This is a genomic window from Virgibacillus sp., assembly GCF_013393565.1.
In the GTDB taxonomy this organism is placed as follows: domain Bacteria; phylum Bacillota; class Bacilli; order Bacillales; family Amphibacillaceae; genus Virgibacillus; species Virgibacillus dokdonensis.
Window position 1 is genome coordinate 32680 of the sequence record NZ_JABXHF010000020.1, and the last position, 23744, is coordinate 56423.

Annotated in this window: 26 protein-coding genes; 4 read left to right on the forward strand and 22 right to left on the reverse strand. The window is 38.0% G+C overall.

The features are described from left to right. Positions 1 to 187: 187 nt before the first annotated feature. From HLX49_RS06120 to HLX49_RS06185, 14 genes are all read right to left on the reverse strand, one after another. The gene (locus HLX49_RS06120; RefSeq protein ID WP_077702697.1) at positions 188 to 1315 is read right to left on the reverse strand and encodes an MBL fold metallo-hydrolase; all 1128 of its coding nucleotides are present in this window, start codon (positions 1313 to 1315) and stop codon (positions 188 to 190) included. A 162-nt stretch (positions 1316 to 1477) separates the two neighbouring features. Further along, a complete protein-coding gene (locus HLX49_RS06125; protein ID WP_101933519.1) occupies positions 1478 to 2029 on the reverse strand; it encodes a carbonic anhydrase in 552 nt (183 codons plus the stop codon). Beyond that, the gene (locus tag HLX49_RS06130; RefSeq protein ID WP_077702695.1) at positions 2022 to 3704 is read right to left on the reverse strand and encodes a SulP family inorganic anion transporter; all 1683 of its coding nucleotides are present in this window, start codon (positions 3702 to 3704) and stop codon (positions 2022 to 2024) included. The genes HLX49_RS06125 and HLX49_RS06130 overlap by 8 nt, the downstream gene beginning before the upstream one ends. Positions 3705 to 3860: 156 nt before the next feature. Next, positions 3861 to 4088, reverse strand: coding sequence for a sulfurtransferase TusA family protein (locus HLX49_RS06135; protein ID WP_296361015.1), 228 nt, complete (start codon positions 4086 to 4088; stop codon positions 3861 to 3863). 126 nt (positions 4089 to 4214) lie between these two features. After that, the gene (locus tag HLX49_RS06140) at positions 4215 to 4613 is read right to left on the reverse strand and encodes a DsrE/DsrF/DrsH-like family protein (RefSeq protein WP_077702694.1); all 399 of its coding nucleotides are present in this window, start codon (positions 4611 to 4613) and stop codon (positions 4215 to 4217) included. An 18-nt stretch (positions 4614 to 4631) separates the two neighbouring features. After that, positions 4632 to 5204, reverse strand: coding sequence for a sulfurtransferase TusA family protein (locus HLX49_RS06145; RefSeq protein WP_077702693.1), 573 nt, complete (start codon positions 5202 to 5204; stop codon positions 4632 to 4634). 11 nt (positions 5205 to 5215) lie between these two features. After that, entirely contained in the window at positions 5216 to 5515 is a 300-nt protein-coding gene (locus tag HLX49_RS06150) for a rhodanese-like domain-containing protein (RefSeq protein ID WP_077702692.1), read from the reverse strand. 26 nt (positions 5516 to 5541) lie between these two features. Then, on the reverse strand, positions 5542 to 6021 hold the full coding sequence (locus HLX49_RS06155) for a DsrE/DsrF/DrsH-like family protein (protein WP_077702691.1): 480 nt from the start codon (positions 6019 to 6021) through the stop codon (positions 5542 to 5544). Between the two features lie 184 nt (positions 6022 to 6205). Further along, a complete protein-coding gene (locus HLX49_RS06160; protein WP_077702690.1) occupies positions 6206 to 6559 on the reverse strand; it encodes a rhodanese-like domain-containing protein in 354 nt (117 codons plus the stop codon). A 68-nt stretch (positions 6560 to 6627) separates the two neighbouring features. Continuing rightward, the gene (locus tag HLX49_RS06165; RefSeq protein WP_077702689.1) at positions 6628 to 6987 is read right to left on the reverse strand and encodes a rhodanese-like domain-containing protein; all 360 of its coding nucleotides are present in this window, start codon (positions 6985 to 6987) and stop codon (positions 6628 to 6630) included. Positions 6988 to 7232: 245 nt separating this feature from the next. Further along, complete coding sequence (locus HLX49_RS06170; RefSeq protein WP_077702688.1) at positions 7233 to 7487, reverse strand: metal-sensitive transcriptional regulator; 255 nt, start codon at positions 7485 to 7487, stop codon at positions 7233 to 7235. Positions 7488 to 8104: 617 nt separating this feature from the next. After that, positions 8105 to 9475, reverse strand: coding sequence for a (Fe-S)-binding protein (locus HLX49_RS06175; RefSeq protein ID WP_101933518.1), 1371 nt, complete (start codon positions 9473 to 9475; stop codon positions 8105 to 8107). Continuing rightward, on the reverse strand, positions 9476 to 10888 hold the full coding sequence (gene glcD / locus HLX49_RS06180) for a glycolate oxidase subunit GlcD (protein ID WP_101933517.1): 1413 nt from the start codon (positions 10886 to 10888) through the stop codon (positions 9476 to 9478). Between the two features lie 247 nt (positions 10889 to 11135). After that, on the reverse strand, positions 11136 to 12257 hold the full coding sequence (locus HLX49_RS06185) for a CdaR family transcriptional regulator (RefSeq protein WP_101933516.1): 1122 nt from the start codon (positions 12255 to 12257) through the stop codon (positions 11136 to 11138). Between the two features lie 281 nt (positions 12258 to 12538). Here HLX49_RS06185 and HLX49_RS06190 point away from each other — a divergent pair, with 281 nt between their 5' ends. Together HLX49_RS06190 and HLX49_RS06195 are read left to right on the forward strand one after the other, a co-directional pair. Continuing rightward, entirely contained in the window at positions 12539 to 13525 is a 987-nt protein-coding gene (locus HLX49_RS06190) for a DmpA family aminopeptidase (RefSeq protein WP_296361016.1), read from the forward strand. Between the two features lie 182 nt (positions 13526 to 13707). After that, positions 13708 to 15135, forward strand: coding sequence for an aldehyde dehydrogenase family protein (locus HLX49_RS06195; RefSeq protein WP_296361017.1), 1428 nt, complete (start codon positions 13708 to 13710; stop codon positions 15133 to 15135). A 256-nt stretch (positions 15136 to 15391) separates the two neighbouring features. On the opposite strand, the gene HLX49_RS06200 is transcribed toward HLX49_RS06195, so the two are convergent. The 3 genes from HLX49_RS06200 to HLX49_RS06210 form a co-directional block, all read right to left on the reverse strand. Continuing rightward, positions 15392 to 15622: an excisionase family DNA-binding protein gene (locus HLX49_RS06200; protein ID WP_296361018.1), complete on the reverse strand. Its 231-nt coding sequence runs from the start codon at positions 15620 to 15622 to the stop codon at positions 15392 to 15394. 264 nt (positions 15623 to 15886) lie between these two features. Further along, complete coding sequence (locus tag HLX49_RS06205; protein WP_296361019.1) at positions 15887 to 16921, reverse strand: S66 family peptidase; 1035 nt, start codon at positions 16919 to 16921, stop codon at positions 15887 to 15889. Between the two features lie 26 nt (positions 16922 to 16947). Beyond that, entirely contained in the window at positions 16948 to 17811 is an 864-nt protein-coding gene (locus HLX49_RS06210) for an aminoglycoside 6-adenylyltransferase (protein ID WP_296361020.1), read from the reverse strand. Between the two features lie 387 nt (positions 17812 to 18198). On the opposite strand from HLX49_RS06210, the gene HLX49_RS06215 reads away from it, so the two are divergent. Both HLX49_RS06215 and HLX49_RS06220 read left to right on the forward strand, forming a co-directional pair. Continuing rightward, complete coding sequence (locus tag HLX49_RS06215) at positions 18199 to 18558, forward strand: PadR family transcriptional regulator (RefSeq protein ID WP_237342700.1); 360 nt, start codon at positions 18199 to 18201, stop codon at positions 18556 to 18558. After that, on the forward strand, positions 18536 to 19132 hold the full coding sequence (locus HLX49_RS06220; protein ID WP_296361021.1) for an HAAS signaling domain-containing protein: 597 nt from the start codon (positions 18536 to 18538) through the stop codon (positions 19130 to 19132). The genes HLX49_RS06215 and HLX49_RS06220 overlap by 23 nt, the downstream gene beginning before the upstream one ends. A 216-nt stretch (positions 19133 to 19348) precedes the next feature. On the opposite strand, the gene HLX49_RS06225 is transcribed toward HLX49_RS06220, so the two are convergent. From HLX49_RS06225 to HLX49_RS06245, 5 genes are all read right to left on the reverse strand, one after another. Beyond that, positions 19349 to 19684, reverse strand: coding sequence for a PTS sugar transporter subunit IIA (locus HLX49_RS06225; RefSeq protein ID WP_296361022.1), 336 nt, complete (start codon positions 19682 to 19684; stop codon positions 19349 to 19351). A gap of 14 nt (positions 19685 to 19698) precedes the next feature. Beyond that, positions 19699 to 20994 (reverse strand): PTS sugar transporter subunit IIC, encoded by a 1296-nt coding sequence (locus tag HLX49_RS06230; protein WP_296361023.1) that lies wholly within the window; start codon positions 20992 to 20994, stop codon positions 19699 to 19701. A gap of 15 nt (positions 20995 to 21009) precedes the next feature. Next, entirely contained in the window at positions 21010 to 21333 is a 324-nt protein-coding gene (locus tag HLX49_RS06235; RefSeq protein WP_077702676.1) for a PTS sugar transporter subunit IIB, read from the reverse strand. A gap of 19 nt (positions 21334 to 21352) precedes the next feature. After that, positions 21353 to 21589, reverse strand: coding sequence for a hypothetical protein (locus HLX49_RS06240; RefSeq protein ID WP_077702675.1), 237 nt, complete (start codon positions 21587 to 21589; stop codon positions 21353 to 21355). 128 nt (positions 21590 to 21717) lie between these two features. Then, positions 21718 to 23744: PTS sugar transporter subunit IIA domain-containing protein (locus tag HLX49_RS06245; protein ID WP_296361024.1), on the reverse strand; the 2027-nt coding region annotated here is incomplete at its 5' end.

The following is a 23744-nucleotide window of genomic DNA, read 5'->3' on the forward strand; positions in this document are numbered from 1 at the left end:
TTATACAACCATTTCAGTTTTAGGGTACACCTTATATATGTCGACCAAAACGCTCACTACTTTAAATTATTGTCCATCTTTCATTTGCCATATGATATTTTCTTTCTATTGTGGTAGAAAAACTTGGCTGCAAAAGAAAACTGCCCCAAAACAAGCGTTTTAAGACAGTTTTCTCTTTCACTTATTATTATCGAACAGCACAACGATTAGGACCGATTTCCATTTCACGTTGTTTTTCCTCATCAGGAGTAATTTTCCCCATATTCGTCTGACGAATTTCTTGATACGCATTTGGTTGAGGTGGTAAATTCTCCGTTACTAGTTTTCTAAATTCCGCTTCGTCTTCAATATTTAATCCGTGGTTCTTCGCAAATAGTGTGCCCAGTTTTTCAGCAACTGTACCATCTTCATTCAATTCTTCGATAATCATAAAGTGAGCCGGAAGAACGATGAGTTCATTTGATAATTCACGGTAACGATGATACAACGTTTCGCGTAGATCTCCTACCCAATCTTCTGCAAGTCCAGCTAAATCTGGTCTACCAATAGAATCAATGAATAGAATATCACCTGTCAATAAATATTTTTCACCGACGACAAAGGATGTAGAACCAATGGTATGCCCCGGGCTATATAAAGCATGGATATTAATGGTTGTATTACCAATCTTCACTTCTTCCCCGTCTTCTAGAGCTTGATAATCAAATACAACTTCTCCAGCGTCTTTCGGTGGAAGCCAATACGTCGCTCCTGTTTCTTTAGCGATACTTCTACCACCAGAAATATGATCTGCATGCAAGTGTGTGTCGAGCACATGCTTAATAGTAACGCCAAGCTCCTTCGCAAAACGAGTGAAAATACCTGTCATGCGTGTAGCATCAATAATTGCCGCTTCACCATTAGACACTACCATATAAGAGAGACATCCTTTTCCTAAGCGAACAAATTGATACATTTCACCACCGTTAGTTAAATCACCAACTTTTATTGGCTCCATGTGTTCGCTCCAAGCTTTCATACCGCCTTCTAAATAGAAAACTTGTAATCCCTGTTCCGACAGCATTTCAGCAACCATTACAGAAGATCCTTCCTTCGCACAAACAACTAAAATATCTTTATCTGTTGGCAATTTATCTAAAATACTATCTACACCATCAATTAAATCAAAGTAAGGGACGTTTAAATATGAAAAATTTTCTCCTTCTATCTTCCAATCTGCAAAATCACTTTCATTACGAACATCCAAAATAAATAATTCTTTCTTTTGGATGACCTTTCTTGCTACTTCATGAGACTTCATTGCTGTAAAAGACATCTCCATACCTCCATTTGTTACGTTTTTATTTACTTACTTTTGGATCCTTACTCTTTAATAATACCCTTCAGGGTATTATTAAAGCCAAAAAAATAACTTCTCTTCATTATACCCTATGAGGTATTATAGAATAATATATCCACATTGTCAACCACTTAAAACTTAGACGATTTTTTCTAATTTTCCACTGTCAAGATGGAACAATAATCCACTTACGCTTACTCCTTCTCCATATGCTTTGTAGATAGGATGATCTTTTATATGCTCTACCTGTTTCATGATATTGATTTTCGTTAGCTCATCCATGGAGACTTCTTTGTTAGAACTTGAATCTGGTAAATTACTGCGGATGTTAGCAATCCATGGTGCTAATTCTTCTTCATTGTTACCACTCCAAGCAGCGTGAATACCACCACATTCTGTATGCCCCTTTATAATAATATGCTTCACTTTAAGATGGACCAAGGCATAATAAAGACTCGCTGAAAAACTTGCATCCTCTTTCGCTACTTGGTTAGCAATATTTCGGTGGACAAACATATTGCCAAGCTTCATTTGCGAAATGACAGATGGACTAACTCGAGAATCACTACATGCTAATACGAAGAAATCAGGGTGTTGCCCTTGTTGTAACTGATTGAAAAGATCCGGGTCTTCCAATTGCGTTTTTTTAACAAAATCTTGATTACTTTGAATGATATGTTGTTCATCCATCGTTCTTCACCCTATTTTTCAATGATTTTACTGCTTCTTCAATAGTAATATAGTGAATCATCTGATGGTATTTTTTATCCCAGCTTGCTTTTTCTAATACATCCATGACAGGCCCTTTAATACCCGCAAATAAAAATTGCGTATGCTGATTACAAGTCTGCATCATTTCCTCCAATGAATGAATGGAAACAGCATCCATCGAATTCACTCCGGAAAAATCCATAATAACATACTTTGTATCTGGTTTTTCTGCTAACCGATTACACAATTTATCTTCAACAAATGACATATTAGCGAAGAACAGATCAGCATCTACACGAAAGATGATTACCTCTGGATCATCCATTGCATCAGGATAACGTTGCTTGTTTTTATACACACCACGACTTTCCACAAAGCCTAATTCCGCAATATGTGGATAAGCATTTTTACTAACATAGACAAGCAGTGAAAATACAATACCGATTAAAATACCTGTTTGAATTCCGAGCACTAATGTTGCCAAAAATGTTAGTATCCAAGTCCAACCGTCTGCATTGTTAAGTTTAAATAGTTTTTTAGCTTCATGAAAATCGATCAAACTATAGACAGCTACCATAATAATTGCCGCCAACACAGCCTTTGGAAGATAATAAAATAAATCTGTAAAAAAAAGTAATGTTAGCATAATGAGCACTGCCGTAATAATTGAAGCTAACGGCGTTCTTGCACCTGCTTGGTAATTGACCGCTGATCTAGAAAAACCACCTGTTACAGGATAAGCAGAGAAAAAGGAACCTCCAACATTTGCCAAACCTAAGCCTATTAATTCCTGATTTGCATTTACTTTATACTTTTCTTTAGCTGCGATAGCCTTTGCCATAGCAATAGATTCCATAAAGCCAACAAAGGTAATGGTAAACGCTATTGGTAGCAAAGCAACGATGGAATCCATCGTAAATGTTGGGAAAGACAATGCTGGCAGTCCTTTAGGAACTTGCCCTACAATCGATACACCATCTTCATATAAATTGAAAACATACACTGCTAAGATGCTTAGTGTAACCACTACAATAGGGCCAGGTATCTTTTTTACATATTTTTTAAATAGAATTAACAAAACAATACTACCAATACCAATCGTTAATGTAATCGGGTTAATTTCGGATATTCGTTTTACAGATTCTAAGATAAGCAAAAACACTTCACTTTTTCCAGATTCATACGTAACACCAGTTAGGTCCTTTAATTGACTCAAACCGATAATGATCGCTGCTGCTGAAGTAAAGCCACTAATGACAGCATGCGACAGAAAGTTAACTAAGAATCCTAGCTTAAGAACCCCTAATAATAATTGAATCAATCCTACCATTAACATGAGTAAAAGAACGAGCGAAACATACTCCGATGATCCGGGTTCGGCTAATGTTGAAACACCACTTAGAACAAGTAAAGACACCATTGCTACTGGACCTACTGCTAACTGTCTTGATGTACCAAAAAGCGCATAGATAATTAAAGGAATTGTTGAAGCATATAGTCCGATAACTGGGTCTAAACCAGCTAACATGGCATAAGCCATACCTTGTGGGATTAGCATAATGGCTACAATTAATCCGGCTGATAAGTCACCACTGAAATCACTACGATTATAATTTGGCAACCAATCAAACGCTGGAACTAGTTTTTTCCACAATTTAAAAACCCCTTCCTGCTGAATCGGGTACAGACGCTTTTCATGGATTTTGCGCCTTGCATCCCAATGGAGCCACCTCCAATTCACTTATTACATTATTAGGAAACGTTCAGATCGTTTTCTAGTCTCGGGGGAAAGTGCCCCCGAGAAATGTTATTAAGCCTTTTTAATCCAAAACTTAAATACATCGCCTTCTTCGGCTTCTTTTACTAATTCATGCCCACCAGACTTAGCCCACGCCGTTAAATCACTTTTTGAACCTTTATCTGTTGTATGCACCTCTAAAATCTCTCCTGCATTTATTTCTGCGATCGCCTTCTTTGTTCTTACTACTGGCATTGGGCATGCTAACCCTTTTGCGTCTAATACTTTTGCTGCTTCCATAAATAAAATCCTCCTTTAAATTTGACTGTATATCTGCGTCAAACAGGGATATCCCTGATTTTAAATACATTTATCTAATATAATCTACCATTTAGAATAAAGTAACTCACTCGTTTATTTCCTAGTTTAGAATGTTAGCGTCATATTGGCATCTTTCGCATATTCAATAAAAGATGCTGCACCAGCGACTTCAATACCATCAACGAGCTGATCTTTTTCTAAGTTCATTACATCCATTGTCATTTGACAGGCTAGTATTTTTACATCCATTTCTTGCGCAATACTTAATAATTCTGCAATGGATGGTACATTTGCTTGTTTAAAGCCTTCCTCAAAATGCTCTTTTCCTTCTGGCAATGGAAGGTTTTTATGAGCTTCCTTATGAATTAAATTTAATCCTTCAAATGTAAAGAAAATGCCTACTTCTGCATCCGATGCTGCAGCTGCTGTTGCTAAATTGAAAACTTTATATGCATCAAACAGTCCCCCATTTGCTGCAATAATTGCCACTTTTGTATTTGCCATGTTTTTATTCCTCCATATTTAGTTATTTTTTTCAAGTGATCCTTCCCACTTGGTCATACCTGGAACAACGTTGATCACATCCTTAAATCCATGAGCAGTAAGCTTTTGCGAAGCTAAATCGCTACGGCTTCCCGTCCGGCATATAACATATAATTCTCTTTCTTTATCTAATTCTTCTAGTCTTGTATCCAATTGATCTAAAGGAATATTGATTGCCCCAGGTATATGACCAAAGGCAAATTCTGCCGGCTCACGCACATCAAGGATAGAAATAGTATCCTTTGCTTCTACTTTCTTTTGTAAGTCATTTAAATTAACCACGTTATCATGCTTCGTTTCTTCTTTCTTTTCCGCTTCACTAGCTACGCGGATGTAATGTTTCAACACGTCTCCTTCTTCTACCGTGCCAATGTATTGATGCCCTGTGCTTTCAGACCAAGCTTTTATATCCGCTGTAGAACCTTTATCTGTAGCTTGCACTTCAATAACTTCTCCAGCCTTTAAATTGCTAATCGCTTTTTTCGTTTTAACAATTGGCATAGGGCAAGATAGCCCTTTGGCATCTAATACTTCATTTGCAGTAATACTCATCTTCATTCCTCCTATATTTCTACTTCTTCATCCCAAGCAAGCATGCCTCCAGCTATGTTTGTACAATCAATGTTGTTTTCTGCTAAAATTTTACATGCAGTGGCGCTTCTACCACCAGAACGGCAAATGACATAATAATGTTCATCCTTGTTTAATTCCTGGACACGATTTGCTACGTCTCCTAATGGGATGTGGAGTGCTCCAGGGGCCTTCCCTAGCGCTACTTCATCATCTTCCCGAACATCAATAATCTTTATTTGTTGATCTTGTTGATACTTCTTTATCAAATCTTGTGTTGTAATTTCCTTCATTTTTCACCCTCCAAGAGCTGTTTGTTTTATATAAATAAGGTTATATTTGCATCTTCGGAATCTCCGACATATGCTCCTACGCCACCGTACTCAATATTGTCGAGCAACTCCTCTTTTTGCAAACCTAATAAATCCATTGTCATCGTACAAGCAAGTAGTTTTATGTCTTGCTCCTGCGCCATAGAAATTAAATCAGGAAGTGGCATAGCATTATGCTTTTTCATGACTTGTTTCATCATTTTTGGCCCCATTCCTAAATAATTCATCTTAGATAGTCCCATTTTATCAGCACCACGCGGCATCATTTTTCCAAACATTTTCTCCAAGAAGCCTTTTTTTACAGGAGCTTGATTATCTTTGCGTAGTGCGTTTAACCCCCAAAATGTGTGGAAAATCGTTACTTCATGATCATAGGCAGCAGCACCATTAGCAATAATATAAGCAGCCATCGCTTTATCGTATTCACCACTAAACAGAATAATTGTCGTCCTCTTTTTTTCAGCCATCCATAAACTCCTTTCTTTTTATACATATAGGCGTAGGGGTATTGTTCACTATAAAAAAATGGGTGACTTGTTTAATCACTATTGTTAATAATATTTATTATCTAATGATTTGTCAACTATAAATTCATCTGCCATGTTACTCGGTAAAATGATACGGCGCTTACCTTCGCTTTGAAGCTACTCACTAATCAGAGCAGCTTTTTTCGTCTCTTACATAGTAGCCTTTGACAGCATACCCCTTGTTGCACAAAAATCTAGCAGCAATATTTTTTTCTACACTATTTGAAGCAACTAAAATAACAGAGTTGCTTGGAATGTCTTGATAATGCCGATTTAAATAAGCTAACGGTAAACATAAAGCTCGATCCAGCGCATCTTTATAAGATTTATTATAATCTCTTAAATCAACTAAAACGGTTTGATCATCTTTAACAAATAATTCATCTTCATCTAAGCTACTAACTCCCCGTACAGGGAAATATCTTTGGTAGGAAAAATATAGAATTAGAACAACTATACTCATAAACAACAATGCCATACTACGACTCCTTGTATAGTATATTTAGACGTTGATATTCGCCTATTATCTCTAACAGCACTCTCCCCCTATATCCAGGCACCCATGCCACCTTTCACGTTAGTTATTTTTCCAAATCCTTGTTTTTTTAATATTTTTGCTGCACGCATACTACGCATACCGCTTTGACAAATAACGACGACTTCTTTTTGCTTATCTAATTCGTTACAACGATTCATTAGCTCGTGTAACGGTATGTTTTTAAATGGTTTTTGATGATTTGCCTTATATTCTTGCGGGGTACGGACATCAATAAATTGTACTTTTCTATCTTTCAACTTGTTTTTTACTTCTTGTACAGTCATTTGTGTCACGCCTTTTACCGGCATAAACCTACTAACTATAAACACAACTGCTATAGCAATGAGCACCCATTGCACTATTTCCATATCACTCTCTCCTTATAGGGGTATAGGTATTATTTTCGAAAAATTTTTTATATATCGGTTTTGTTTTCTAATAGCTCTTCATGTTATCCATCATAGTATCAAGAGTGAGTAATAATATATTAAGAAACACATGGATCAAACAAGTATGACTAGTCCAACTGGTTTTCTTTGTTTAGAACTATCCTTTTACCAAATAAGCGTATTTTTTTATACCAGCCTCAAATCTATCGTGCAAAAAAGATGCTTTATCTACTCTTTACAAGCAAATTGACCGCTTCATTAATTAAAGGTTCTGCATCTTCATCATCTGCTTGACGAATACAAGCCTCCAGATTTTTGCTAACTACAAGTGCTGAAGTTCTATCTAAGGCACTCTTTACAGCTGATAACTGCATGACGACATCTTTACAATCTTTTTCTTCTTCCATCATTTTAATAATACCTTTTACTTGTCCTTCTATACGTTTCATACGATTTTTTACTTTTGCATCGTATTTCATGATCGTCTACTCCTTTCCTCAAAGTTATATCTAAATCCACTTCATGTTCAAACTGCTATCTTTACGAAATTAACGAAAGATTTAGGAATCATCACTAAAACAGAGTTATACCGACGTGGGCGCTAGCCCGTTTTTAGTCGGCCTTCCTCTTAGCGACGAACCGATGATGACTTAGCTTAGGGCAATTTCGTGAAGTCGCCTCGTTGCTGGGCGATGATTTTATACTTTCCTATAATGATAGAAAACTTGACTTTTCTCCAAATCTACGATTTCATTCTTTGTATAATATAAAATAAGTTGACCACGAGACCATCCTCATTGGTGCATCATTTTCATGCTACAAACCCATTTTATACCCCCTTAGGTATTTTGTCAACAATTTTCGTTTCTTATTAGAATAACTTGGTTTATCATCAAATTTTTATAGCGAAAATGCGGTCTTTTTGCTTATCTATAAATCATAAACATTTTATTCTTTCATAAGAATTAGAAAAAAAGGTTTACCGTCAAGTCTTATAACGAAACTGTAGTTTTCTTATACTATAAACCTTTAAACTTTTATACTTTCCTAGTAGTACAAGGAAAGACCGCTACAAAACCGCGGTCTCTCCAATCTTTCATACTTTTGAAGCTGCAACTTGCTTGCTTGTCGCTTCTTTATCATTTGCTCTTTCATATGCTTCCAGTAAAAAATCGACAATATGCACGGCATTCATTTCCTTAGACAAACCTTCTCTTTCAATACCTAGCTTCATTTGCAGTAGACAACCTGGATTCGTCGTCACAATCGTTTTCGCATTCGTATTCCTTGCTTGTTCCATTTTATAATCAAGGATTTGCATCGACATTTCGGATTGAACAATATTATAAATGCCTGCTGAACCACAGCAACGACTTGCATCTTTCATTTCTACATACTGAACACCGGAAATTGACTCTAGCAATTGCCTTGGTTCCATAAATGTTTTTTGACCGTTCTTCAAATGGCAAGAATCTTGATACGTAACGACTTGTTCCGGTAAAGACAACGGCTGTTTATGAAATTCAAGTTCTACTAACACCCGAGTGATATCTTTGATTTTCGCACAAAAGCGCTCTGCACGTTCATGCCATTGCGGATCATCTTTTAATAAATGAGCGTATTCCACTAAAAAGGCACCGCATCCACCCGCATTTGTAATAATATAATCCACTTCAGCTTCTTCAAAAGCAGCAATGTTGCATTTTGCCATTTCTCGAGCATGATCCATTTCCCCACTATGTCCGTGTAATGCTCCACAGCAAGCTTGTGTTTTAGGAACAACAATTTCGCACCCTGCATACTGCAATAGCTTCATGGTAGCATCATTTGTTTCCATAAAAATGGTATCCATTAAACAGCCAGAAAAAAACGCTATCTTCTTGGTACGATTTCTGTGGAGTGGCTGTAAGTGATGTGGGCGTCGTTTCATTGCAGAACGCTTTGGAACATCTGGAAGCACTTTTTCCATGGTGCGCATCGTCTCAGGAAAAAGTTTCATGACGCCAGTTGCTTGTGCAAGTTTTTGAGCACCAGAACGTTGGTAAAAGCTCAGTAAACCAGTCAGCCCAATCATGCGATTTTGTTGAGGGAAAATATTTTTTAAAAAGATCCCCTTCATTACTTTTTCTGGTAATGTTGGATTTTTGCTTTGATAAATCGCATCCCTTGCTTGCTCTAATAATCTGCCAAAGTTCACACCAGAAGGACACACGGGTTCACAAGCTCTACAGCCAAGACAAAGGTCAATAGATTCTTTCACTTCTTCACTAGGTTCAATCACCCCGTCGACCAAACCTTTCATTAAAGCGATTCGCCCACGTGGTGAATGGACTTCATTTCTTCCTGTTTCAACATATGTTGGACAACTTGGTAAACAAAATCCGCAACGCGTACAATTCATTAGTTCATCATAATCCATTTTTTCTTGAAAAGCGGTCTGAATGCGTGCTTTTTCTTGTGTATCCATTTATTTCTCCACCTCCTTACTTTGCTTTGTGAGCGGGTCAAACATTTTTCCTGGATTCATAATTTCATGAGGATCTAACGCTTGCTTTATACGGCGCATCGCCTCAACTCCATGCTCTCCCGCTTTCAAATGCAAATAAGGAAGCTTCATCATTCCGACACCGTGTTCACCTGTAATCGTTCCTCCAAGGTCAACCGCCTTCTCAAAAATTTCTGCAAATGCTTTTTCTACTAATTCCATTTCTTTCTCATTACGAGCATCTGTAAGGCATGTCGGATGGAGGTTTCCGTCACCAGCATGACCGAATGTACAAATAGTTAGCTCGTACTTTGCAGCAATTTCCCCAATTGCTTTTACCATTGCTGCAATTTTCGAGCGCGGCACCGTAGCATCTTCCAAAATAGTTGTCGGCTTTAACCGAGATAGCGCGGATAACGCTGTTCTCCGCGCTGCCGTCAATTGCTCTGCCTCTTCATCTGTTTGCGCCACCTGTACGTCAAATGCTTGATTATCTTTACATAACGACGCAATCTTTTCCATATCACGAGCGACTACTTCAGGTGGCCCATCTTGTTCAATTAATAGCACTGCTTTCGCTTCTGTCGGCAGTCCAATTTTGGCATAGTCTTCTACAACTTGCACTGTCGCTTGGTCTAAAAATTCCAAGGTAGCAGGAATAATGCGGTTGGCAATAATCGCTGACACACTTTCCGCGGCAGCTGCTAAATCATGATAAAGGGCAAGCATCGTTTGTTTTGTTTCTGGTTGTGGAACAAGCTTTAAGATCGCTTCGGTAATAACCCCAAGCGTCCCCTCTGCTCCGACATACAATCTTGTCAAATCGTACCCCGCTACATCTTTGGCAAGCTTTCCACCAGTTTGAATGATCTCACCGTTTGGCAAAACGATCTCAAGTCCAAGCACGTAATCTCTCGTCACACCATATTTAAGCCCTCGCAGTCCACCAGAGTTCTCACTAATATTCCCCCCGATTTGCGATATGTGCATCGAACCTGGATCTGGCGGATAGAAAAGACCTACTGCTTTCGCTCTATCTAAAATATCTTTTGTATATACCCCAGCCTGTACGGTCATAGTTAAGTTTTCTTCATCAATTTCTAAAATTTCTCGCATGTGCTTAAAAATAAGCACTATTCCTCCTTCTGAAGGCGTTGTGCCAGCACATAGATTTGTCCCAGACCCACGAGGTACAATTGGTATTTGATGTTCATTACAAACTTTCACCACCGCTGAAACCTCATGTTTATTTCTCGGTGCTACCATTGCATCAGGTAATGTCTGATACCGTGGCGTAGAATCATATGAATAAGCTAGTAAACTTGCATTGTTATCTTCTACATTATTTTCCCCGACAATTGCGATTAGCTTTTCTCTTACATCCCTATTTAACATACACATTCTCCTACATAGTAATAATTCTATTTTAAGAAAAATTAAAAGAAAAAGAAATGTATATTTGAACAAAAATTCAGCAGAGATAACGCCTTCTTTTGGTTCAATGTACAAGTTTTTAATTATAAAAACAATTTATATGAAATCTGCTTACAAGCTGTAACATTTCGTGGTTCGTATATCAAATTCTAGATTCCGCGCTTGCTATAACTTTTGTCATTTTGAACTTCAGCAACTTTACATTTTATTACTTATTATAATTACATGATGATAAGCGAAAGGCCATATACAATAACATAACATCATCCAACTTTTTAAGATTTAAATTAGTAATTTCTGCAATTCGATTTAGCCGGTAATGCAATGTATTTTTATGAATATGTAAAGCATTCGCCGTAACTTGCATTTGCATATCATGAGAAAACCAGCTCGCTAGCGTTTTCATTAGCTCTTTTTCTTTTACTAACTCTTTTAAAGTTCGACAAATAAACGTTTCTTTTGTTTGCGCACTAATTTCATGTTCGAGCATTTCAAAACGTAAATCCGCTTCAAACACAACAGGATTTGTCCCATCAGCATGTTCGCTTGCCTTTACTGCTTGCGAAAACGATGCCGATAAGTGCTCTGGCTCAACAATATTTCCAACCCCAGCATACAAATGTTCATCTAATTCTTGGTATACAGCAGCGATCCATTTGCGTAGGCAATGATCTAATAACGATGCCTCTACTGCTTCAACTAACATGACAATTCGGTCTTGCCCCCACCTTACAAACAAAGCACCGACGAAATCATCCCAAACAGATTTCAACTTTTCAAATCGATGGTACGAAAATCCAGTTTGTAATTCTTTTCTTTTAAATACAACTACTTGCTTATAAGCTTCCATGTTAATATGAAAAAATTTACTTCTCTCAACTAAACTCGTATAGCTGCTTGTTTGATTGAGCCAGTCAAAAATAAAAAATTCCACGTCACGTGCTTTGCTTTCCTGATTTATTCTAGTTAGCGAATCTTGTATAAATAATTCTGTCACTTTTTGTACCAATCTAGCATATGGCTCTACGATAGACGGGTTACCAGTAATCCCAAGGACACCCAAAGGAATTTTGTTAATCACAATTGGAAACACGACGCCTTCTCTTACGCCATGTAGTTTTTTGGTTAACTCTTTTGACATGATCATTTTTTCTTTATGTTGCATTGCTATACAAGCACCTTCATGGTAACTGCCAATTCGTTTAGCATCTGTACTCGCCACAATATAACCTTGCTGATCTGTTACAATTACTTCTTCCTTAATAAGCCGATTCATTTCCTGAACAATCGAGTTATAGAGCCGATCTGTTTGCAGCAGAATATTTTCCAATGCTTTTCACCTACTCGTTTGTATTTCTACATTATCTTATCACGCAAACAATAAAGCTGTCTTTCGATCAGCTACAGGCGTATTTCGATATTGCTATTAAAAAGCAAAGCGAGATAGAAAAAAGGAAGGGAAATGCCGTTTTTGTTTTTCTTCTCATCTGTTTATTGCTCCGTCCCTTTTATTTGCAACTATTCTGTTCATCCTTTAGACTTGTCCTATTCAAATAATTCTATTAATTTTTTAGCATGTATAAAGTTTTTTATGGATAGGAGTTTACTCAGATGAATTTAAAAAAAGGGAGCCATAATTGTATTACGGATATTGCAGGAGTCCAAATTGGACATGTCACGTTATATGAAAAATTAGATGAGGAACAAACTATTTGCACTGGAGTAACGGCCATATTGCCGCATAAAGGCAACCTATTTCGTCATAAAGTCCATGCCGGGAGTGCTGTGTTAAATGGATTTGGCAAAACAGCAGGATTAGTTCAAATAAATGAACTTGGACTTGTGGAATCACCAATTATGCTGACAAATACATTTAGCGTTGGTTCTGTTTGGCAAGGAACGCTCGACTATATGCTCGATACAACAGAAGAAATTGGCGACACGACAAGTTCCATTAATATTGTTGTCGGGGAATGTAATGACAGTTATTTAAATACAGCGCGCTACCCTGCAATCAAGCCAGAACATGCTGTCAAAGCGATTAAATCAGCTAGCACCTCGCCTGTAGCTGAAGGCTCAGTCGGTGCGGGAAAAGGGATGGTATGCTTTGGTTATAAAGGGGGAATCGGAACAGCTTCACGTATCGTTTCACATAAATCCATAAACTATCAAATTGGCGGGATCGTATTAAGTAACTTCGGCAAAAGAGGTGATGCGCTCTTTGCTCGTTGGGAGCCAGTCCAACAAGATACCCCTGATGGTTCCATCATGATGATCTTAGCAACAGATGCACCACTACTCGAGAGACAATTACAACGACTTGCTAAACGTTGTGCTGCGGGTCTTGGGTGCACTGGTAGTCAATTAGCGAACGGCAGCGGTGACATTGCCATTGCTTTTTCAACTGCGAATAAAGTCCCACACGCTTCCGATTCCTACACACAAACCGTTGATTATTTACGGGATGATCATCCGTTAATGAACCAGCTGTTCCAAGCGGTCGTTGAAATTATTGAAGAATCGGTTATCCGCTCTTTACAAATGGCAGAGACGACAGAAGGAAGAAAGGGACGAATTGTAACAAAGGCCCCTTTATAGAAACAGAATGCATTCACAAGAGAATACTCATCTCATTATGCTAACAGGTAGGATCACACCACCTTAAAAATGCACGAGCCTCATTGCATAATGAGCGATGTTTTATCTAACAAAAGTTTAACGAGATATTCCACAGGGAACACCTCCTCTACAACCACATTTACGAAGGAGTGAGGATCACTATGCGAACAAATCTAAACCATTTTATTAACGGTGAATGGATCGGCTCAACTGGTTCCGAAACGATCCAAGTATGCAATCCTGCGACCGAAGAAGTGATTGGTGAGATTAGTTCTGGAACCGAAGAAGACCTCAATAAGGCAGTGGCTGCAGCAAAAGCAGCTTTCCCATCTTTTTCAAAAACGTCAAAAGAAGAACGAATCCAATTGTTGGAAGCCATCGCCAATGAGTATGAAAATAAAAAAGACGAACTGATTGACGTAATTACAGAAGAACTAGGATCTCCAGTATCTATTTCCCAAAATGTTCACTACACCATGGGATATAACCATTTCAAGCATGCAGCCGAAGCATTAAAAGACTTTTCTTTTGAAGAAAATCGAGGAAATCATAAAATTCGCAAAGAATCAATTGGTGTAAGTGGGTTAATTACACCTTGGAACTTCCCAACTAATCAGACCTCGACAAAAATAGCGGGAGCGATTGCAGCCGGTAGTCCCATGGTATTAAAACCAGCTTCGATGACACCTTTTGCAGCCATGATGCTAGCTGATATCTTGGCAACGGCTGGTGTTCCAAAAGGTGTGTTTAATTTAGTAAACGGTTCTGGTTCAACGATTGGAAATGGCATTAGCAAACATCCAGATATTGATTTTGTCTCCTTCACAGGTTCAGGAAAAGTAGGCGAAAAAATCATGAAAAATGGAGCAGAAACAATTAAAAAAGTAGCTCTTGAACTTGGAGGGAAATCACCACTTGTCGTATTAGAAGATGCAGACATGGAAAAAGCCGCGAAAACTGCGGCTTGGAATATTATGATGAACACAGGCCAAGTTTGCTCTGCAGCAACAAGAGCAATTATTCCAGCTTCGAAAAAAGAGGCATTTGAAAAAGCAGTCAAACAAGCTGTTTCCTCTTTTGAATATGGAGACCCAAAACAAACAGAAACAAAAACAGGGCCGCTTATATCTAAAGATCAATGGGATACGGTACAATCCTATATTGAAAAGGGGATTCATGAAGGAGCAACTTTACTCCTCGGTGGCACTGGAAAACCAGAAGGCTTAGAGACAGGCTATTATGTAAAGCCAACCGTGTTTACAGATGTAACCAATGATATGGTCATTGCTCAAGAAGAAATTTTTGGACCTGTCCTCTCTGTCATCACCTATAATGATTTAGATGAAGCGCTAGAGATCGCTAATGATACGATTTATGGTCTGGCAGGTTACGTTGTCGGCAAAGATAAGCGGACACTTGCTCACGTAGCCAACAATATAAAAGCCGGACAAATTACGGTGAATGACGGAAAGACCGATTTCTTTGCTCCGTTTGGTGGCTATAAACAATCGGGTATTGGTAGAGAATGGGGCGACTACGGTATTGAGGAGTACCTCGAAGTAAAAGCGATTATGGGGTTATCTTCATGAACAATCGACACTTAGCATAGCTTGAAGTAGCCGCTTTTATCGTTCTATGGCACAATTCCCAGAACGTTTCTTCAAAGCGTTTCCCATTGTTCAGTTAAGATTTATTAAATGACGAAGCCGCATAATAACTTACTATTATGCGGCTTCATTAGGTGTTATAACAACAGATAAACCAAACAGGCTTTCCATCAAAGATTAGCATATCAAATTGTGCTTTGCATCGAATAGACCAAGACTATTTAACACGAGTCTTTATTTAATCTTCATCTTTCACGTCCAAATCTTCAGGAATCGGTTCATTGAGGTAGTCTTGAATCATCGCCCGATATTTTTCTACCTGCTCAAAATGGGTTTGAAATTGTTCACTGTTAATGAGAAATTGTTCCCCATCATGCACAGCTCTAATTCTCCCTTGCAACACAAGTGCATGTAATTGCTTTTCATTCATAGACAAATATTCTGCTGTTTCAGGAATCGTCATGTACATACATCCTCATTCCTTCCTTCCTAAAAGTATCCTGTTGTTATGGAGAAAGCGATCGTATATCTAATAGAAAGTCATACTTGTCTGCAACTGTTTTCTCTCCCAAAGCGAATCATGGTGATAGCCGATAATTCTTCGACAAAATTAAATGAAATATACCGTAACGAACACGAAGCTCCCCATGAACTTCAGCTGAGCTTCCTTTTGTAGTATTTCAATCTCATTTCTAAAATATACGGCATGAAATAACACACAAACAAGACAAGGTTATTGTACACCGCTTTCTAGTATTGAAAATGTCTTTGCCTCACAATTCATTTCCGCCATTGCTCCGTAAGGCAAAATAAATTTCGGTTCTGTATGGCCAAAGTTCAAATTAAACAGGACTGGCAAATGTTCTAAATCATACTCTTGTAACACTGTCCCAATTATAGTTTTATATTCTTCATAATACTGCTCTTGCTGCGGTTTTGCAAAAATCATACCGTTTACTACGTGCAAAATGCCTTGGGCAGCATAATTTCTTAACCAACGTTTCACATGGTCTGGTGATGGTTTTTCTTCTGATGTTTCAAAAAATAACATGCCATCCTTCCAATGATCCATTTTCGGCCAAAGCTCTGTCCCTTTGGCAAATTCCAATACTTCCATACATCCACCGATTAAGTGCCCCGAAACAATGCCTTTTCCTTGTAGCAACTCGTATCCGTTATTCGGCTGCATACTCCTTTTTATCTGGCTGTTTGCAGGGACGAACCAATCTAAAAACTCACTCGTCCATTCCTTTGCTGGTTCCACTTTGCCAATCGGTTTCTGAGAAAAAAGCGTTCGCTCGATAAAATCAATGGTATATTCATGCATCTCCACATTCTCAGCAAAATCGGTTAATATGGCTGGACCGTAGAAAGAGGATAGACCTGCTTTGTAACAGAACAAATGCACCATCGTTGCATCAGAATAGCCCATGAAGATCTTCGGATGATTACGAATGACAGAAAAATCAATGTATGGTAAGAGTCGAATACTATCTTCCCCGCCAATGTTGGCAATACTCGCTTTAATGGTTGGATCTTGAAAGGCTTGCATCAAATCCTCCGCACGAGCTTGTGGGTTTTCATAGACATATGCGGCACCTTTTAAACTGTTAGGCATTGGCACAACTTCCAGCCCAAACACCTCTTCTAACCGCCTTACACCAATTTCATAACGATAGCGAAGTTCCGTTTCACCTGCCCCACCCCAACTTGGGCTCACTGTTGCCACACGATCCCCTTTTTGCAGCTTATTTGGTTTCATCAACATGTTTCTCACTACCTTTCTATACCCCTTTATCCGTAATTTTCAAGTTTTCTTATGCGCCTCATATACATCATGACATTCGTTACATCTTCTTGCTGGAACGCAAAATCAAGCGTATGCGCCACATGTTTGGATAACTTCGTAAATAAGTCACACATCGTAAATAATGCTTCCCAAATCCGATCAACATCCTTGCCGCAGCTATATGTCTTCCTGTATTTCTCCCAGTCCTCTTCATCTAAATAGTTGGGATAGTACTTGCCAAGCTTTCCTGCACTAACTAAGAAATTCGTTTTCACACCAATATACCAATCGATCATTTGCATAAGTACATTGCGGTTAATTTGTTCGTACATAAACATCGTGTACGTTATCTCTTCCCGCCATAATCCTTTACTAATATTCAAACAAATCCACCAAAACTCATTGCACTTATCTGCATATGCTTGCTCTGTTGGTCTTTGAATATAATAATCTCGTTCACTAGGTGGAGGTAATTCGCCAATTAACTGATCTTTATCCATCAATAACACGCTTAAACTATCAAATGGTTGAAACGAAGCAAGCTTTTCTTCCGGAATCAATGTTAAATCAAGCCGATTTCCATCCTTAAATTGCATCAAATAAACAAAATGACCTTTATTCTCTGGCGGTGGTGTAACCTTTCCCTCAGGCATTTGCATCATGACCCGATCACCAAACACATCCACCCATGAATGATTCGAAGTAAAGGAAGCCATATTTTTCACCACGTAAACAATATCATAGTCTTGAAACATATCCTTTTCCACATTGGGATTGGCTCGCGAACCATTTAAAACTACTGCTCGTATTCGCTCATCCTGTTGCGCTGTTTGCAGAATAAGCTGCATCATTTCCTGTTCCGTTCGCATCGAAATACTCCTTTCACTAGCTTGATTTTTTCGACTTTTTTAATTATAAGGAATTATATCATAATCCAACGAACCATATGTGTACGTTTATTAAAAAGTTGTAGTGCGACTCTAAAAGCTAACAAATTAGGAACTTCAAATAATTAATTGTACATCAAGGACTCCTCCTATAAACTCCAGAAATTTTCTGTAAATTTCGAATGATTTATGTTATAATAGATGCCAAAGATATATATGTAGTATTAACACCTATTTTTGTTGTCATATTATTTTATAGTGAATCATCCATTTTACCGATTTTTTAGAATAAAGAATACAAACTCTTTTCCCCATACAAAATTCGCAAAACTCAATGCAGTTCCCTATATAAGGAAGGAGGTAGAAATATTGACCAATCATGATAGGTGGTTTATTCAAATTCGAAAAGGCCTCGCTGAACTCGCTGTTATGATTCTAATGAAAGACAGCGCTGTGTATGGATACCAACTTACAAAAGCATTAAAATCCAATCCCATGTTTGAGCTTTCGGATGGATCTATTTATCCACTTTTAAAAAGATTAGAAGCGAACGAGCTAGTAGATACGTATTGGGATAACCCAGTTACGGGCTTACGCAGAAAGTACTACCAACTATCTACAAAAGGCGCCCAAGTTTTAACAGAACGTTTAAATTTGTTTCAAGAATCGATGGATTTGTTATGGAAATTACAGAAGGAGGTCATGGATGATGAAGATCAAAAGCACTGATACCTATTTAAGAAAATTAGAAGAAGAGCTGATGGAGTTACCGAAAGAGGAACGAATAGCCATCGTAGCTGAAATTGAGGATCATTTCTCCAATGCCATCATGGAAGAAACAAAGCAAGGTAATAGCAAAGAAGATGCCGAGCGCCTTGTACTTCAAACTTTCCATTCTCCTGATGTTTTAGCTGAATCCTATGTAACGTCTTCTAGCACGAGCAATTTCGATCAACTTACTATATCTGTTTTTATTATTGGCTTATGGAGTGCGGCAAGTGGGGTTTTACTTGCACAATTACTAGATATTTATGATCTTGGCAAGTTAACTGCAGGTATGCTTGGGGTAGCTATTTCTATTATTCATCTATTCTGTAAAAAAAAGTGGCGAAAATTAGAAGTGCAAACATTACATGCTTTCAAGTATGTCATCCCTTTCGTTTTGTTCCCTGCCTCCCTTTTCTTATTTTGGCTTCAAGGGGAGATTAACGCCTATACAATCACCTATTTAATTAGTTTTTGGATATTTATTGGACTATGTTATGGCTTATTTTATCGGGTTTATAAACGGGTGATGAGTTAATTGTTTCATGAAAAGCTGGTTATAAGGTAGCATACTGTAATCATTGGAAGATAGCAAAATATGAATGGAGGGAAGAAAGAGCAAACGCATTACGTTTAGTATTTTTTACTATGCCTCATTTAACTACGCTATCATCCTATAGACCTAACGTGGATTCAAGTCAAAAAAACTATCCCATAGACCTTTTGGATCTATGGGATAAAGTAGTAAACTTTTTTAATTCTTCTCTAACTTTTCCAATCGCTTTTCTATACTCTCTGTTTTTCGCAACTGCGTAACCATACGCTTAATTAACTGAATTTCCGCTTGAGCTGTCATAATATGATCTTGCGCATGGATCATGAAAAAACTTGGCGTCGCACTTTCAGTTTGCCCTTGAATCAATTCTGTTTGATATTTATGTCCTTGAACAAATTCTTCATGTGCTTCTTCCAGTTTCTTTTCTGCTTCCGTAAAATCATATTCTTCCGCGGCATCTAATGCTTCATAAGCTGCACCGCGGGCATTTCCGCCGTGCAGTATGAGCTGCATCATAATCTCTTCTCCGTTCATTTCTAACACTCCTCTTAGTTGCCTACTGCTGGTTCTTCCTCTTTTTCCTGCATAGTTAATTGTTTTTCATATTTCTTAAAGAATGGGTAGTAAATTACCGTTGCAATGACGGCGTTCATAATTTGCACTAATCCCGCTAACCATGATCCACCTGTGGCAATAAATCCGCCAAGGAAAATAGGTACTGTAAATGGTGGTTGAATAATGACCGGTGGCAATATGCCAGTCGCAAATAAAATGTAGTTTACAGTAACAATAATTGCAGGTCCTAAAACAAATGGAATAATTAAAATTGGATTCAGTACGATTGGCACTCCAAAAATAACTGGCTCGTTAATATTAAACAGTGATGGGATAATCGCTGTTTTCCCCACTTGTTTTAATTGTGCTGAAGCGGAGAACAACATAAAAATGACGAGCCCGAGCGTAGCACCAGATCCACCAATATGTGTAAACATATGGAAGAATGGCTCTGTAACGATACCAGTTGCTTCTGTACCTGCTTTCACAGCATCCGCATTCTCCGCTAGCTGTGTCATCCAAAATGGATAGGCAACAGAAGAAACAACGTTCATTCCATGAATACCAATGGACCATAAAATAAGCATTAAAAGATTCATACCAATTGCTGCCCAATACGAATTCGACGCACTAACTAATGGACTGAATAAATCAAGTACTAATTGCGGAAGTGTTACTTCATAGTTCGCCCAGACGATCCAAGAGATAATCCAAACAAGCGGTAAAATAATCATAAATGGAATTAGTGCTCGGAATGTTCGCATCACATATGGGGGTACTCCCGCTGGCATTTCAAACGTAAATCCTTTCTTAATTAAAAACCGCATGAGTTCTGTTGTAGCAATCCCTAAAATGATCGCAACGAACAATCCTTGTCCACCTAAATAATTTAAAATATCACCAAAGGGAACTTTCGTAATGTCCGTTACAGGAAAAGCGGTCATGAAAAAGGCCAACATAGATAGTATACCTGCCATCACCGCATCCATATCATGTCTTGTTGCTAAACTATAGCCAATACCAAATGATACCGTTAAAGCCATTAAACCAAATGTTAAATTAAATGGAAATAACAATTCGGCTTGGATGGGGGCCACTGCTCTTTCCCATGCTTGAATCGGTCCCCAATCAATAGCTGATGGTGGATTGGCAATAATCAGGAAAATAGCTCCTGTTATAATAACCGGTAAAGCAAAAATAACAAAGGCATCACGAATTGATTGTAAATATTTGTTTTGCGCAATTTTACCCAAAGGTTCCATCAAATGATCTTCTAACCATTCAATCATTGTTCACGCCTCCTCTTATTTATTTATTAATTTTAAAGCTTGATCCAATACTTTATCGCCATCCATCAATGCAAAAGCACGTTGATCCACTAAATCAACTGGGATATCAAATTGCTCTGCTGTTTTAGTCACTTCTTTTTTCAAATGACGAACTTGCGGTTCTAGTAAAGCTACATTGTAATTGCTCGCTTTCTGTTTAAATTCTCCTGTACCTCCTGCATCAACAGTTACAGACAGACCTCTTTTTTTCGCTGCATCTTGCACTTTTTTCGCTAATTGACTGGAAGTTGCTCCCCAACTACATAAAATAATTAATTTGATTTCTTGGTTGTTTTCCATTTTCCATTTCTCCCATCTATTATTTCGTTTTGTTTTTCGAATTACTTAAAATGTTCTTCGCCATGCTATCCACTCTTTTATAGTGACGCATAAGCCAATAGGAAAACCATGAAGCTAAACAAATGACGATTGAAAAAGCGACCCCAAGTCCTAAAATGAGGTGTGCAGATTCTTGATTCGTCCACAGTGCATATATACCATACCCAACCCATATCGCTGTAAATAGTACGGCATACATCGTTAAAAACTTCTTCACTATCCTCCCTCCTCTCTGATTTGTGTCCTCCCACTTACTATTATGCAAAAATAATGCCAACACAAATAATCCCTTTAAAATCAAGGGTTTCAGCCAATAAAAAAATGTGTGCAAGATTTCTGCACACATTAACGCGATAATTTTTGTAATGCGTTTCGAATTGGTTCATAAATTGGGAGATGGTATTTTGCTTCTAACTTGGCAAACAACGGCTCCCAAATTTCCTTTTCTCCTGCCGCTACTGTGAATTGCCGATCGATTGGCACAGATGCAAGCAACTGTTCCATATTATTTTGCAATTTTGCACCTACTAAACGATCCATTAAACTACCAAGATGCATCCACATCCCTAATTTTCTATTTACATCCCAATGATAGTAGGTTGCAATAGGTTCCATATAATCATTTAAAATTGCTACTAATGATTGCGGATTAATAAATGTGACAATTTCCGCAAGCCCTTTAGACACAAGTGGAAAGACTTCATTCTGCTTTACTTCTCCCTCTCGTAATTTCGGAGATTTTCGCGTCACTTCTAGTAATTTAGTCATTCTCGCAATGCCTTCTTCTTGTAAAAGCTCCCAAGCAGGAATATAAGGCACTCCTTCTATCGTAACAGGAACTGTTCCAATAATAGCGACAATATCATAATGTTGTTTTAACTCCTCCAACATGGAGGCATCTTTTGTAGTCGGATCAATGCGCACTGAACGAATGAGAACATCCTCATCTACTTCTGCTAATTGATCCTCAATCCACGATTCTAGTAATTGCGCAGCCCCTTCTCCTGTAAAACAAACGGTAGTAATCATACGCTTTTTTTCTACTGGGGAATAATTTGTTTTCTCCTTCACAAAAATAGTCATTGCTTTTTTCGTAGCTTGATAAATTTCTTCTAAACTCACATTGGAAGTAAGTGACTTTCTACCAGCTTCTAATACCATCGGTAAATTAACACTCGATAAGGTTTTTACTTGCACATCCAAATCATGCTTTATCGCATCTCCCATCGTGATCAAGGAGCCAATATCTACAAGTAAGAGCGCACCTGTTATATGTGTCATCGTACTTATCTTTTGCTTTACCTGCTGATATATTTCTGTAGCTGAAACATGTAATGGCATATCAATCGCTTGAATGACTTCATTTCCTAATAACGTATTTGTCACTTCGGCCATGGAAGAAGCAGTAGCTGCCCCGTGTGTAACTAAAATAACCGCGATCGATTGCTCAGCGTGAAGCACATTGCTTTCATTAGCCGTTAAAAAGTGAGCCAATAAGGCAATTTCTTCTTCTGGTAAAGCTAATCCTATCCTTGTATGTAAATGGGTAGCTAACTGTTGCGCCGCTTCTCGGTACGCTGGGTTATGATGCACAACAATGGGGAGTTCTTCCCTTGCTTCATGTTGATGGTTGCGATAATTTTGTAAATGTAAACCGATCACATACAATTGATTATTATTAAAATGTACGGGCAAATAAGATAGTCGATTTTTAGCGTCTAATAAAGCATGAAACAAATCCTCATCAATTAATTGTTGCCACCCTTGCTGCACAAAGTCGGGCTGACGATATTTCTTTGATAAATCAGCAATATATTTTTGAATCGTTATATGAATCGATTGATGATCCGCTTGTTTAGCTATTTTTTGATAAATATTAGGGAGATGCTCACTAATCGCTTTTTCCCCTTCAATGGTAGAAGTTACTTCCCGTTGTTCTAAAGAAGAAGAGCTACCGAAGCTAGCAATATTATCTGGTAAATCTGCTATTTGAATTGTTACTTTTTCCTCCTGTTTATTTAAGTAACGTAAATAAGCGTGTGCACAGGCAATTTGAATGTCACCTTTTAATTGACCTATATTTCCCGGACAAGGATATAAGAGCAGCGCTTCACGGCTTTGATCTGTTATAGCTAAGCTCGTATCCATTTTATTTGCTTCTTGTCGCAAGAAATAATTGACAAGCTCTTCTCTTTCCTCCCGAGTTCTCTCTTTTAACGACGGTAATATCAATTTAATCGAAAACCGCCGAACTAAAGCAGGAAGTAATGCCTTATGCGGATCTTCGGTGGTCGCTCCGATAATTGTAATCGTAGCATACCGATCTTTCGTCGCTTCTCCTAGCACACGATAAACACCTTTATCCATTAAAT